The organism is Agrobacterium deltaense RV3, assembly GCF_900013505.1.
In the GTDB taxonomy this organism is placed as follows: Bacteria; Pseudomonadota; Alphaproteobacteria; order Rhizobiales; family Rhizobiaceae; genus Agrobacterium; species Agrobacterium leguminum.
This window is the reverse complement of sequence record NZ_LT009745.1, coordinates 1050731-1064599: the sequence shown is the minus strand read 5'-3', so window position 1 is coordinate 1064599 and position 13869 is coordinate 1050731. Positions and strand designations below refer to the sequence as shown.

The 13869-nt window shown below is 59.0% G+C and carries 12 protein-coding genes; 5 read left to right on the top strand and 7 right to left on the bottom strand.

The window, feature by feature from the left end; genetic code table 11:
• Positions 1-48: 48 nt before the first annotated feature.
• A complete protein-coding gene (locus AGR7B_RS05425) occupies positions 49-609 on the top strand; it encodes a CGNR zinc finger domain-containing protein (protein ID WP_208616015.1) in 561 nt (186 codons plus the stop codon).
• Positions 606-1118 carry a hypothetical protein gene (locus tag AGR7B_RS05420; protein ID WP_080856201.1) on the top strand — a complete coding sequence of 171 codons (513 nt, stop codon included), beginning with the start codon at positions 606-608 and terminating at the stop codon, positions 1116-1118. Before AGR7B_RS05425 ends, AGR7B_RS05420 begins: the two co-directional genes overlap by 4 nt.
• Before the next feature lie 318 nt (positions 1119-1436).
• Here AGR7B_RS05420 and ndk read toward each other — a convergent pair whose 3' ends face one another.
• Both ndk and AGR7B_RS05410 read right to left on the bottom strand, forming a co-directional pair.
• Entirely contained in the window at positions 1437-1859 is a 423-nt protein-coding gene (gene ndk / locus AGR7B_RS05415; protein ID WP_003496769.1) for a nucleoside-diphosphate kinase, read from the bottom strand.
• A 103-nt stretch (positions 1860-1962) separates the two neighbouring features.
• Positions 1963-2658 carry a glutathione S-transferase family protein gene (locus tag AGR7B_RS05410; protein ID WP_065654073.1) on the bottom strand — a complete coding sequence of 232 codons (696 nt, stop codon included), beginning with the start codon at positions 2656-2658 and terminating at the stop codon, positions 1963-1965.
• 257 nt (positions 2659-2915) lie between these two features.
• Here AGR7B_RS05410 and AGR7B_RS05405 point away from each other — a divergent pair, with 257 nt between their 5' ends.
• Complete coding sequence (locus tag AGR7B_RS05405; RefSeq protein ID WP_162934059.1) at positions 2916-3962, top strand: GGDEF domain-containing protein; 1047 nt, start codon at positions 2916-2918, stop codon at positions 3960-3962.
• A gap of 69 nt (positions 3963-4031) precedes the next feature.
• Positions 4032-5915, top strand: a complete 1884-nt coding sequence (locus AGR7B_RS05400; RefSeq protein ID WP_080856200.1) for an ABC-F family ATP-binding cassette domain-containing protein — start codon at positions 4032-4034, stop codon at positions 5913-5915.
• A gap of 35 nt (positions 5916-5950) precedes the next feature.
• Here AGR7B_RS05400 and AGR7B_RS05395 read toward each other — a convergent pair whose 3' ends face one another.
• Together AGR7B_RS05395 and AGR7B_RS05390 are read right to left on the bottom strand one after the other, a co-directional pair.
• Complete coding sequence (locus tag AGR7B_RS05395) at positions 5951-7891, bottom strand: EAL domain-containing protein (RefSeq protein ID WP_080856997.1); 1941 nt, start codon at positions 7889-7891, stop codon at positions 5951-5953.
• A gap of 106 nt (positions 7892-7997) precedes the next feature.
• Positions 7998-9074 (bottom strand): GGDEF domain-containing protein, encoded by a 1077-nt coding sequence (locus AGR7B_RS05390; protein ID WP_245317689.1) that lies wholly within the window; start codon positions 9072-9074, stop codon positions 7998-8000.
• Positions 9075-9512: 438 nt separating this feature from the next.
• Here AGR7B_RS05390 and AGR7B_RS05385 point away from each other — a divergent pair, with 438 nt between their 5' ends.
• The gene (locus AGR7B_RS05385; protein WP_080856198.1) at positions 9513-10439 is read left to right on the top strand and encodes a Gfo/Idh/MocA family protein; all 927 of its coding nucleotides are present in this window, start codon (positions 9513-9515) and stop codon (positions 10437-10439) included.
• Between the two features lie 31 nt (positions 10440-10470).
• On the opposite strand, the gene AGR7B_RS05380 is transcribed toward AGR7B_RS05385, so the two are convergent.
• From AGR7B_RS05380 to AGR7B_RS05370, 3 genes are all read right to left on the bottom strand, one after another.
• Positions 10471-11499, bottom strand: a complete 1029-nt coding sequence (locus AGR7B_RS05380) for a sensor domain-containing diguanylate cyclase (RefSeq protein ID WP_065654078.1) — start codon at positions 11497-11499, stop codon at positions 10471-10473.
• 206 nt (positions 11500-11705) lie between these two features.
• Positions 11706-12155 (bottom strand): DNA polymerase III subunit chi, encoded by a 450-nt coding sequence (locus tag AGR7B_RS05375; protein WP_003520745.1) that lies wholly within the window; start codon positions 12153-12155, stop codon positions 11706-11708.
• Positions 12156-12180: 25 nt separating this feature from the next.
• On the bottom strand, positions 12181-13674 hold the full coding sequence (locus AGR7B_RS05370) for a leucyl aminopeptidase (protein ID WP_065654808.1): 1494 nt from the start codon (positions 13672-13674) through the stop codon (positions 12181-12183).
• Positions 13675-13869 lie beyond the last annotated feature (195 nt).

Genomic DNA, 13869 nt, shown 5'->3' with positions numbered 1-13869 from the left:
GTCCTCCCGCCATGATTATAACTGTTAAAACTCATTTTGACAGTTATAATGTGCGGTATGACCTTTCGCTGGACAGAACATCGTTTCGCAGGCGGCGCATTGGCGCTGGATGTCGCCAACAGCGTGATCCTGCGCTCGGATGCGGCAAAATCGGTCGACCGTTTTGCCGTGCCGGCGCAGATCGCGGCCTTTGCCGAAGCGGCCACAAGGCTCGGTGCTGAACGTGACAGGTTTCCCACGCTCATCGCGCCCGAGGCGGAAAAGCAGGCGGTTTTTCTCGATCTTCGCGAGGCCGTCGACGATTATTTCCGCGCCGCCATTACCGGCGGCGACGATGGCGACGGCAGGCTGGCCGGGCTTCTCTTCGCCTGCGGCACAGCGCTGCGGACGTTTCCGCTTGCCGAAAGCCTGGGCAACGCCACCGCCCATTCCGCCCTCTTACTGCTTGCCGGCGAGACACGGGAGCGGCTGCGGATCTGCGGCAATTGCGGCTGGCTTTTCATCGACCGCAGCAAGAACAGAAGCCGTATCTGGTGCGATATGGCTGTGTGCGGCAATCGGCAGAAAGCCAGCCGGCACTATCACCGGAAGAAGGACGTGCGATCATGAAAAGAATTGCCCTTCCCTTGCTGGCGATTGCGGGAATGCTCGCTTTTTCCGGCTGCCAGCGGGACGAACCGCGCGAAGTGGCGAAGATTTCCGGCCGAATGTTCGTTTTCAACTATCGCGTCGCCATCGCCACCTATCTGGTAACCCTCCAGCGCATCGCCCCCATTCGCGATGGCAGCACGGTGGAAGCGACGTTCGAAAACCCGCGCGGCGGTCCAGACCTTACCAGCCGCGAGAAGATTTTCCCGAAAGACGAAAAGATCACGGTTCAGAGCCCGCCGGTGGAATGCGTGAAGCAGGACCGGCCCTATAAGGTCACCATCCGCATCAAGGGGCCGGAAGGCGACATTCTCCAGACCATCGAAACCACGATCCGCTCCGACACCGACCAGTCGCTTCTTCCCGCCAAGCCGCTGGTGGTCGGCCCGCTTTATACGCCCAATCCGGAGGTGTTCAAACCGGATGGCACGACGGATATGCGACCTGTTCAGGGGTGTCCGGCGTCCTAACAAAAAATTGCAGCCTTAGGCTCAGTTCTCTGTAGGGGGTGGCAAACCTCACTTCCGTCATGCCGGGCTTGACCCGGCATCCAGCCGCCGCGCGTCTGCGTGGCGTAAGAGTCTTTGCGATCAAGGACTTGATCGCGCTGGACCCCGGATCCAGTCCGGGGTGACGGAGTATGGAGTGAGGTCTCCGCAGAAACGCACCGTCTTGCAGGCAGCGCTCCAAAACAAAAAAACGGAACCTTTCGGCTCCGTTTCTTCGAGTCTTTTCAGCAGCTTCACACAATCGCCTGCGACAGCGATTCAAGCCGTTGAGATTTTGAATCAGCCGACGATTTCGGTTTCGGCGAACCAGTAGGCGATTTCCTGTGCGGCGGTTTCCGGAGCGTCGGAACCGTGAACGGAGTTTTCGCCGATGGAGAGCGCGAAGGTCTTGCGGATGGTGCCTTCCGCGGCCTGGGCCGGGTTGGTGGCGCCCATGATTTCGCGGTTCTTGAGGATGGCGTTTTCGCCTTCCAGAACCTGAACGATGGTCGGGCCGGAAGTCATGCCTTCAACGAGCTCGCCGAAGAAGGGACGCTCTTTGTGAACGGCGTAGAAGCCTTCGGCTTCGCGCTTGCTCATCCAGACGCGCTTGGAGGCGACGACGCGCAGGCCGTTGTCTTCAAATACCTTGGTGATCGCGCCCGTCAGGTTACGCTTGGTTGCGTCCGGCTTGATCATCGAAAATGTGCGTTCAATCGCCATATGTCCGTTTCCTTTTCCTTCAGAGAAAGTGGGCGGTCTTTAACCGCCCAAAGGCCCGAAAACAAGGGGGATCGACGAGATTGCGGCAATGATGCCAGACATTTCACGCCGCTGTCACACTGCGGCCTCTCGCATCGTAGAGATCGAGGCAGCCTTCGAACCAGTCCCGCACGGGGTCATTATCAGCGAACAAATCCGCCCCGGTGGTGATCCGCGCCCATTGCAGCGCGCCGAACACGATGTAATCCGCAAAGAGCGGCGATGTGCCGCCGATGAAAGGCTGGAAGCTCAGCATACGCCGGATCGGCGCAAGCAATGCCGGAAAGGCTGCGATTTCCGCCTCGCGGTTCGCCACCACATCCTCGAGCGGACGGCCGAGCGCTTTCGTGCGGCTATCGCGGAAATAACGGCGGTCCGGCTCATCCAGCATATTGTGGATATCGAGCACGGCGATACGCACGATGGCCGGGTGAAGCACCGTCTGCGACCAGCTTTCGACGAAACGGGCCATGGCCTTGCCGCCCTCGCCGTTGAACAGCGACGGCCGCTCCGGGTAAGCCTCGTCCAGGTAAAGCGCGATTTCGAAACTGTCGCTTATCAGCTCGTCGCCATCGCGCAGGATCGGCACGGTCTTCGAAAAACCGTCCTCCACCGTCGGGATCACCGTGAAGGGTAAAGGCCGCTCCTCGAAATCCAGCCCCTTATGCGCCAGCGAAAGCACGGTTTTCCAGCAATGGGGAGAAAATGGCCGGGAAGTGTCGCTTCCGCATAGCGAATAGAGCGTTCTGGAAGTCGTCATGGGCTGCCCCTCTTCTGCAACATCGATGGAGCGATATAAAAACGGTCGTCGCCCGAAATCAAATCAGGATTTGTCATATTATCGATCAAGGAACGCTTGGGGCACACCCGCCTTCCGCAACGCGGAATCTATGCTTCGGGACGGCAAAATTCTGTGTGGATTTATTCTATTTTAAACCGTCGCTTGTAAGAATAACGCCGTTCAACAATCGGTTATCGCCGTCCATTCATAATAATCCATTGCTATTGGGGCTGTCAGTGACGACATCGGCGGGCGATAAAAAACGCGAGCAGGCAAGAAGCGCTCTGGTCGTTACCAAGATCACGCAGTTCATCGCCAAGATGAACATTGCACCTTTGCCGCGCAATTATGAATTGATCTATGAAATATTGTCCGGACACAATCCGGCCATGGGCCGTGACATTCTCGCTCTTGGCAATGCGCCGCAGCAGCATGAAATCGACCTCATCGGCCAGCGGCACAATCTGCCCGGCTTTTCGCGCATCGAAGCCGAACAGATGGCAAGCGACGCCTTCGATACACTCACGCAGATTTCCGCGCGGCTGGAGGCGAGCCTTCAGCGCACCGAAACTTTTCTGGCCAGCCTAGAGCAGCATGAGGATGGCGAGCCGCCCGCAACGGAGCGCTTCGTGGAGTTGCTGGGCGATATCCACGAAGAACAGACGAGCCTTCGGCATTTCATCGCCATGGGACTGGTGAAAATCCGCGAGGTTGAAAGAAACCGTGGGGAACTTCAGGCCGCCTCGCTGCGCGATGCGCTGACGGCACTGCCAAACCGCGCGGCCTTTCTCGAAAAGCTTGGCGCTCTTTTTCCAAAGGACCGGGCCGCATCCGCCACCTCGCTGGTGCTGCTGGATATCGACCATTTCCGGGAGATCAACGGCAAATATGGCTCCGCCGCCGGCAACAAGGCATTACGGCGTCTCGCCGCCCTGTTTCGCAAAACCATCAAGAAGGACGATTTCGTCGCCCGTATCGGTGGCGATGAATTCGCCTTCCTGTTTGCCGGCGTGCCGCAGAACACGGCCGAGGCCATTGCCGAGCGGTTGCGGCAAAGCGTGGAGGCGCTGCGTTTCGTGACGCAGGAAGGAGATGGCGAACATCTGACCGTTTCGATCGGCGTCGCCGCGGTGGACGGAACCGCAACGCCCGCCGAATTTTTCAGCCATGCCGAACTCGCTCTGCTTTCGGCCCGCTGCGGCACGCGCAACTGCGTCGTCGGTTATTCGCGGGAGGTGGCGCAGCATAGCCGCAGCAGCTATCTGGCGCAGCTCGGCGATTGACAGTTTAATCTCGCCCGATGTGGCGCGGGCGCTCTTGCCTTGGCCAGACAGTTCGGCCAAAACGGCGCCATGATTACGATTACCGATCTTTCCGCCCGTATCGCCGGGCGTCTGCTTCTCGACCATGCCAGCGTGACGCTTCCCGCCGGTGTGAAGGCGGGCCTTGTTGGCCGCAATGGCGCCGGCAAATCCACCCTGTTCCGGGTTATCACCGGCGATTTCTCGGCGGAAAGCGGTTCGGTGACAATCCCGAAACAGGCGCGCATCGGCCAAGTGGCGCAGGAAGCGCCGGGTACCGAAGAATCGCTGATTTCCATTGTGCTTTCGGCCGACAAGGAGCGCAGCGCGCTTCTGGCCGAGGCGGAAACCGCGACCGATCCGCACCGTATCGCCGAAATCCAGATGCGGCTCGTCGATATCGACGCCCATTCGGCGGAAGCGCGCGCCTCCAGCATTCTTGCCGGTCTCGGTTTCGATCACGAAGCGCAGCTTCGCCCGGCCTCCTCCTTCTCCGGCGGCTGGCGCATGCGCGTGGCGCTCGCCTCCGTGCTGTTTGCAGAGCCCGACCTTTTGCTGCTCGACGAGCCGACCAACTATCTCGACCTCGAAGGCACGCTCTGGCTTGAGGATTATATCCGGCGTTATCCGCACACCGTCATCATCATCAGCCACGACCGCGATCTTCTCAACAATGCCGTCAACTCCATCGTGCATCTGGACCAGAAGAAGCTGACCTTCTATCGCGGCGGCTACGATCAGTTCGAGCGCCAGAAGGCCGAAAACGACGAATTGCAGATGAAGGCGAAGGCAAAAAATGACGCCGCGCGCAAACACCTGCAAAGCTTCATCGACCGTTTCCGCGCCAAGGCCACCAAGGCGCGGCAGGCGCAGAGCCGCATCAAGGCGCTGGAGCGCATGGGCACCGTCGCCGCCGTGATTGAGGATCACGTCCAGCCGATCACCTTCCCGGAGCCGGAAAAGCAGCCCGCCTCCCCCATCGTCGCCATCAATGGCGGGGCTGTGGGTTACGAGCCGGGCAAATCGATCCTGAAGCAGCTCAATCTCAGGATCGACAATGACGACCGCATTGCGCTGCTCGGCTCCAACGGCAACGGCAAATCCACCTTCGCGAAATTCATTTCCGGCCGGCTTGCGCCGCAGGCGGGCGATCTTCGCGTCGCCCCTGGCCTGAAGATCGGTTTCTTCGCGCAGCACCAGCTCGATGACCTCGTGCCGGATGAAACACCGGTCGAACATGTGCGCAAGCTGATGCCTCTGGCGCCAGAGGCGCAGGTGCGCTCCCGCGTGGCGCAGATGGGTCTCGCAACCGAAAAGATGGCGACGGCGGCAAAGGACCTTTCCGGTGGCGAAAAGGCCCGTCTTCTGATGGGACTGGCGGCCTTCCACGCGCCGAACCTGCTCATCCTCGACGAACCGACCAACCATCTCGATATCGACAGCCGCAGGGCGCTGATCGAGGCGCTGAACGATTACAGCGGCGCGGTCATCCTCATCTCGCACGACCGCCATCTCATCGAGGCGACGGTGGACCGGCTGTGGCTGGTGGCTGACGGCACGGTCAAGACCTTCGAAGGCGACATGGAGGAATATCGCGATCTCGTCGTTTCCTCCGGCAAGAAAAAGGAAGACAAGACCGACGCCGTGGCCGAACAGGCTTCCAAAGCCGATCAACGCAAGGCCAGTGCGGAAAAGCGCGCCCAGCTTGCGCCGCTCAAGAAAAAGATCAACGAAATCGAATCCCTGACGGCGAAGCTTGAGAAAACGATTCAGTTGCTCGACGCCGAGCTGGCGGATCCCGTCCTATACGAAAAAGCGCCCGCCAAGGCCGCACAGAAAGTGAAGGAGCGTGGCGAGGCCGCCGCGAAGCTTTCGGATGCGGAGGAGCAATGGCTGCTGCTTTCGAGTGAATATGAAGAAGCAATGGCGGGGTGATGCGCGACTGCGCTTTCGGTTAAACTGGATATGTCCTAGGCGCATGCCCTGCGCGGTTGCAGGCGGTCGAGCGGTACGGCGGGGGAATAAAGATAACCCTGCCCGAAGCGAATGCCCATCTGCATGAGGAGCCGGCTCTGCTCCTCGGTTTCTATGCCTTCCGTTACCAGCTTTGCGCCGTAACGCTCCGCACTCTCGAAGGCGAGCGCAATGGCCTCCCTGAACCGCGACTGGTCGAGCCTCGATGTCATCCAGTGATCGATCTTGACCTCTTCGAACGGGAACCGCGCCAGCAACGTAAGGGCGGCATAACCGGTACCGAAATCATCGAGCGCCAGCCGGACGCCTTCGGCAATCAGCGTATCGAAATTCTGCTGTACGACATCGGTGGTCGGTATCCTGCTCATCTCCGTCACTTCGATTGAGAGGCGATACGCCGGCACCGCCATTTCGTGCAGCAGCGCCACGACCCGGTCTGCGAAATGCGCGCTCGCAAAGGACGAAGCGGAAATATTCACCGCCAGATGAAAATCCGCCTCGAGGCCGTGCAGGTCGCGAAGATCGCGCACGACGGCCTCGATCGTCGACCATTCGAATTCCACCAGCAGCCGATGGCGTTCGGCGATTTCCAGCACATAATAAGGCGAAAGCGCCTGCCCCCGCGCGTCGACCGCGCGCAGGAGCGCTTCGGCGCCGATCATGCGGCGATTGCGCATTTCGAATTTCGGCTGATAACAAATGGGCGGCGTGCCGGATTTGATCCAGTTGACCAGCATCTGCCGCACCGCCTCGTCCAGTGTCGCTTTCTCGGCAAAGGAGAAGGGGAAAATCTGCACCGGATGATCGCTGCCCTTGAGCGCCAGGCTGAGGTGCCTGAGGAATGAGGCGACGTTCCGTTGCGAAAGCTTGTCCAGATTTGCCGCGCCGATTTTGAGATGCGGGACCGGCCCTGCCTCCGCCGAGCGACAAAACGTGCTCAAACCCTCATGCAGACGCATTATGAGTTTCGTACTTTCGGACTTTTCAAGCGAAATCCCCTGCATGACGACTGCGAGTGTCGTATCGCCGAACATGAAGCTACAGGGCGCATTGGTGTCGCAAAGGACGCCGTAGTCCCCGTCGCAGATCTCCCGCGCAAGCCGGGGCCAGAAAAGATCGCTCCAGTCTTCTCCCTCGCAGGCGGCGACATCGGCTATATTGACGATCTCGATCAGAACAAGGGCGTGGGGAACCGCCGGTTCCGGCCGCATGACTTTTTCCATATGGTCCTTAAGCGCCCGCGTGTTGGGTAGACCGGTCAACGAATCCGTTCTTGCTGCCTCCTCTCGTTTCCTTGCCTCTTCCCGGGCCCGCGCTTCGCTGCGCAAGAGGATGAACAGGCACACGATCATCGGCAAACCAATGGAGGCGGCGCCTATTGTCCGGCGACCGAGTGCGCTTACGAACAGTGCGTGATCGATTAAACCCAGGGCGAACGAAATTGTGATGGCCAGCAGTGCGGTCATGAATCTGGCCGCACAGACGATAAGAATATCCCGATTTCCGATATCGGCGAGGCGCCGGTTGCGCATCCAGCCATACATGGCGATGCCGCAGGCCGAAATGACGACCATGTCCTGCAAGGCCGCAAGAAACAGCGCGGGACCGCCAAAGACATATCGCCCGACCGCCACGAAAACCAGGGTGATCAACCCGCCCTGCCATGAGCCCAGCACCCCGGCAAGAAACAGCAATTCCGTGCGGATATAGGGTTTGGAGGGAAGTTTGATGAATTCGGAAACCAGCATCGCGAGCAGAAACCCTGCCATGCCGAACACGATGCCATAATAGATCTTATAGCGGGGATCCTCGAGGGCGATGTTTCGCCGGAGGAGAATCAGCACGGACACCATGCCGACAACGGCTGCCGCCTGAAGCAGGAGGAAGGGAAGTTCGGCAGCGGATGCTGCCGCTTGTGCGGCGATCAATTCCATCATCTGCATTACCTGTCGTCATGTGTTGCGGCACCGGAATTCCGGTTCATGGACTTCACAACTCCCGCTCCATGCAGGACTTATCAAACATCGCCCAGCCTTGAGCCGCCTATGCCGACATTGCGGCTTCGGCGTCATAAGGTCCTGTTGGCCCGGCAATCGCTTCCGTAGGGCCGGAGGCCAACACCAGCCGGTCTCTTCCATGGCGCTTGGCCTCGTAAAGCGCGGTATCGGCCCGGTTGACCATGTCGTAGATAACTTCCCCGCCGTCACCGGAGACTGCGATCCCGAGGCTGACGGTGACGATTTCCCGCCCGTCGGGGCGGTTAAGATGGGGTATTGCCTCGTCGATCACAGCCAATCTCAGTCTTTCCCCTATCGCCAGTGCAGCGGAAGTGACGCAATCGTCGAGCAGGACGACGAATTCCTCGCCCCCGTAACGCGCGACGAAACTTCTGTCGCCATCGTCCCTGCGCAGGGCGCTGCGAAGACGTCCGGCGATCCTGCGCAGGCAGTCATCGCCGGCAATATGGCCTTCGGAATCATTATAGTTTTTGAAATAGTCGACATCGAGAAGGATGAGAGCCCGCGGCCTGCCGCTGCCGGCAGAAGCCTCGCTCGCCGCCTCGTCGAAGCTGCGGCGATTGCGGATACCGGTGAGCTGATCGGTATTGGAGAGCTGCTGAAGTTCCTGGTTTGCACTTTGAATTTGTTGCAACAACATTTTTTCGCGCAGCGACGCCAGATAGTCCCGTCTTTCCACCTGCTCGATACGATAGGCCGCAAAAAGCGAAACGACGCTGATGCCAACGGAACACATGATCGCGGGCAGCTTCGCGACCTCGCTCGTCACCGTGACATACCGCATGACGACAATGAATACTATCATGCACCCGACCGTACCCATGACGGCGAGCGGAAACGGTTTGCGATGGATCGTATTCATGTAAATGACGACGGTAACGATACCGATGTAATATTCGCTCGCGGATGACGTCCGAGCATTGGCATAGATGAACATGATCGATGCGACGACCAACATGCAGCCCAGCCCGTGAAGCACCTCATGGGCGACCGCATCCGGCCGCAGCCCGATCGCATAATATCGCACCGGAAAATAAAGAAATAAAATCGGCGTTACAATAATCAGGCGGACGACCAGATCAAGCCAGATGATCTCGGGCACCAGACTGAGATCCACCAATATGTAGAGATTGTAGAGGACGACGCCGAAAATCAGCCCATATGTATTGAATTGGTGGTTGCTTTCGTTGACTTTCTGAACGAAGCCAGAAAATCGGTCAGATTTAAACAAAACCACCACAATCCGATCTTTGAAATAACTATATTAGAATAAATAAATTATATTAATACCAAGATATACATCAAAATCCGCATCTCAATAGCCGAAAAAAGGAAAAATTCCAATAAAAATGCAATATTAATTTATATATTTTAGGTCGCGTGGAAATGCGAAGTCACTGTCGGATACTGTCGAGACGTCGCGCTTTCTGGAAAGACCATTCGCGCCGAAACGATCGCCTTGCTCCTTCGGGCGTTTCTGCTAAAAACCTGTAAAAATCACACTTTATCTCAGACAGCACTCACACACGGGTTCCACTTCATGTCAGCCACCAAGCTTGCCATCGTCGGCGTCGGCAAAATCGTTCGCGACCAGCATCTTCCCGCCATTGCAGGCAATCCGGATTTTGAATTGATCTGCACCGCAAGCCGCCACGGCACCGTGGACGGCGTCGCTTCCTATGGCACCATCGAGGCCATGCTGGAGGCCGTGCCTGCCATCGACGCGGTATCGCTGTGCATGCCGCCGCAATATCGTTACGAGGCGGCTTACGCGGCGCTGAATGCGGGCAAGCACGTTTTCCTCGAAAAGCCGCCGGGCGCCACCCTTTCGGAGGTGCAGGATCTCGTCCGGCTGGCGGATTCGAAGGGCCTTTCGCTCTTTGCAAGCTGGCATTCGCGTTATGCACCGGCGGTCGAGGCTGCGAAGGTGTTTCTGGCTTCCACCAAAATCGAGAGCGTGCATGTCATCTGGAAAGAAGATGTGCGCCACTGGCACCCGAACCAGGCCTGGATCTGGCAGGCGGGCGGTCTCGGCGTGTTCGATCCCGGCATCAACGCGCTTTCGATCATCACCCATATCCTGCCGCGCGCGCTGTTCCTGACCAAGGCGACGCTTGAGTTCCCGGAAAACCGCGACGCCCCGATCGCTGCCGACCTGCATTTTTCCGATGTGGCGAAAACGCCCGTCCATGCCGAATTCGACTGGCGCCAGACCGGCAAGCAGAGCTGGGATATCGTTGCCGAGACGGCAGCGGGACGGATGGTGCTTTCGGAAGGCGGCGCCAAGCTTTCGATCAACGGCGAAGAAAAACTCTCCCAGCCGGAGCGGGAATATCCTGCCCTTTACGAGCGTTTCTCGGAAATCATCAAGGCTGGCCTTTCCGATGTCGATCTCGCGCCGCTGACCCACGTAGCCGACGCCTTCCTGCTCGGCCGCCACAAATTCGTGGATTCCTTCTACGACTGAGAAGCAGAAGCGCTTCCCGAAGGACAATGCCTCAAAGGGCGCGGCTGACGAAACGGTCGCGCCCTGATTTTTTGGCCTGATACAACGCTTCGTCGACGCTGGATAGCAGCGTTGCCCGGTCGGCACCCGCCTGCGGAGCAAGCGCGCCGCCGATGCTGAGACGGGCGTCCACCTCCTGCCCGTCCACGTCAAAGGGGTTTCGGAAAGCGGCCAGAAGCCGGTCCGCCATTCCGCTCATGACATCTGGGCTGCGGGGCCGCGGTATAAAGATCGCGAATTCATCGCCGCCCATGCGCACGACGATATCCTCCTTGCGGATTGCCTTGCGGATACGTCCGGCGGCAGCGGTCAGAACGCGGTCACCGGCAGGATGGCCGAACGTGTCGTTGATGGTCTTGAAACCGTCCAGATCAAGATAGAGCACACCGAAGGCCTCGTTTGCACGCAGGGCCGCGCCGAGCTGGCCGTCGACAATCGCCTCTAGCGCCTTGCGATTATAAAACCCGGTCAGCGGATCGGTCATCGCCGCATCGCGCAATTCGCGTTCGGCCAGACTCATGGTGAAATTGGCTTTCTGAAGCCGCAGCAATGCAGCCGCCAGCAACGCGAAATGTCTGAGATTGTCGATTTCGATGCGGGAAAAATTTCTCGGCACCGTATCGACCAGGCAAAAGGCGCCAACAACAAGACCAGGCTCAAGTTCGATCGGCGCACCCGCATAGGAACGCAGCTCCGGCCCCTCTTTCACATAGGGCATGAAGCGGAAATGCGGATGCTCGGTGAGATCGGGTATCACCACCACATCCTGCTTGGCGATGACGCGGTTGCAGATCGACAGATCGCGCGAGCATTCCGACAGCTGCATTCCCGCCTGCTCAGCGATATGAAGCCAATCCTCATCGATAATACTGACCGCCGCACGCGCCACGCCAAAAACCCCCTGCCCCAGTTGCGACAGCACTTTCAGCTCCGGCATCTCGGCATTCTTGAAAGACATGATCGACCGCACCGCGACCAGACGCTCGGTTTCTCCCTCCGGTCGCGATATCGCCTGTCCCATACTCATGTCCTTCTGCTGTTGCGTTACAGGAAGCCGCCCGAGGCAGAGCAGGTCAAACCAGCCGCCTCGCTCGAAGCGAAAGCCCATTCCCCCGGGATTCCTTCGAGCGCATAATGCAAAAACCCGCAATTGACGCCACGTGCGAATTTTTGCCGGTCTGTTTGCGTATGGAACCAATCGTCGGGATGCACAATCGGGGGGTGCGATCAGGCCTTCTTCTGCCAGCGGCCTTCAGGTGACTGCTGCCAGTAGGTCAGGGAATGTCCCTCTGTTTTCAGTCTTTTCCAGTGATTCCGCGCCATTTCGAGCTGGTAGGCATCGTATCCGTCGAACATGAACACGATACGTTCGTAGGCCTCAACCGCCGGCGGCTCGGCGCCATCGACGAGAAAGCGGACACTTGCCGCGTTGGCGTTCTCGTCGGACGCCGTCAGGAGAATCGGCTGGTTTTGCGGTGCGGGCGAAGTATCGGTGGCGTGCGGCAGGAAACTGTCGTCACGAAAGGTCCACAGGTGCGTATCGAGGAAATCACGGCGCTCTTCGCCCACCGTCTGGATCGCGACCTTCCAGCCGCGTTCCAGCGATTTCTCAAGCAAGGGCGGCAACGCATCCTCCAGCTTCGATTCCGTCAGATGGTAAAACAGAATTTCAGTCATCCGCAGACGTGCCGCTCCGCTCGCTTCAATCTTCGTAATGGGCGCGAACGAGTTCGTTCAGCAGCCGGACGCCGTAGCCCGATCCCCAGGACTGGTTGATCTCGGTCAGCGGCGACCCCATGGCGGTGCCGGCGATATCGAGATGCGCCCAGGAAGTTTCGCCCACGAAACGCTTGAGGAACTGCGCAGCGGTGACGGAACCCGCCAGACGGCCCGAGCTGTTCTTCATGTCGGCGAATTTGGAATCGATGATCTTGTCGTAATCCTTGCCGAGCGGCATGCGCCACAGTTTTTCGGCCGTCACATCGCCCGCCTGCGTGAGGCGCGCTGCAAGCTCGTCGTCATTGGAGAATAGACCGGCCTGAAGATTGCCGAGCGCCACCGTGATCGCGCCCGTCAGCGTGGCAAGGTTCACCATGAATTTCGGGTTGAAGCGATCCTTGGTGTACCAGAGCGCGTCGGCCAGAACCAGCCGGCCTTCGGCATCGGTATTAATGATCTCGATGGTCTGGCCGGACATGGAGGTGACGATATCGCCTGGACGCTGGGCATTGCCGTCAGGCATGTTTTCCACGAGGCCGATGACGCCGATCACATTCGCCTTGGCCTTGCGGGCGGCCAGCGCATGCATCAGGCCGGTGACGGCGGCGGCCCCGCCCATGTCGCCCTTCATATCCTCCATATTGAGGCCGGGCTTCAGCGAAATGCCGCCGGTATCGAAAACGACACCCTTGCCGACGAAGGCAATCGGCTCATCCTTCTTGTTGCCGCCGTTCCACTGCATCACCGCAAGTCTGGGCGGGCGCGCCGATCCCTGCGCCACACCGAGAAGCGCATTCATGCCGAGCTTCTTCAGCTCCCTCTCGCCGAGGACTTCCACCTCGACGCCGAGCTTGCGCAGCTCCTCCGCCTTCTCGGCAAATTCGACGGGACCGAGAGCGTTCGGCGGCAGGTTGACGAGATCGCGCGCCAGGGTAACACCGCCCGCAACGGCCTCGGAGACGGCAAAAGCCTTTTCCGCTTCCTGATGGGCGGCCGTGACGATGACAATCTCCACCTTCTTCGGCGTCTTCTCTTCGTCGGACTTTTTCTTGGTCTTATAAGCATCGAAGCTATAGGCGCGCAGCAGCAGGCCAAGCGCGAAATCCGCAGCCGCCTGCGCACCGACCTCTACGCCCGGCGCATCGAGATAGATGACGACCCTGTCCGCTTTCTTGAAACTGGCGGCGGCGGTGCCGCCGGCGCGCAGCCAGTCATGAGCGACCAGTTTCGACGGCTTGCCGAGGCCGATGACGAGCAGCCTGTCGGCGGCGGAACCCTGCGGCGCGATCACGTCGAGCGTCGTCATGGACTTTGCGGAAAAGCCCGAAATCTTCGCCGCCCTTTCGATCACACCGCCCGGATCGGCCTCGGAGGCGCCGGCGACTGCCTGCGCCTCACCCGAGGCCTGCAGCACAACGGCGAGCGCGTTTTCAAGCGCGGCGGAATTGGCGAAAGAAATATCGAATTTGGCGGACATGTTTTCCTGCTCTTCTTCTATGACTTGCACGATGCGCATGATCATGGCCTTTTCGGCCCCGGGCGCAACCCCGCATTCTTTAAAGGCCTACAGTCGTTAAAGGAAAGGCATTTTTGTGGAATGCGAAGTCGCGTCATGAAACCGACAGCTTGTTCCACAAAAAGACACAGGCGATGGAAAAATCATCGCGCAAAA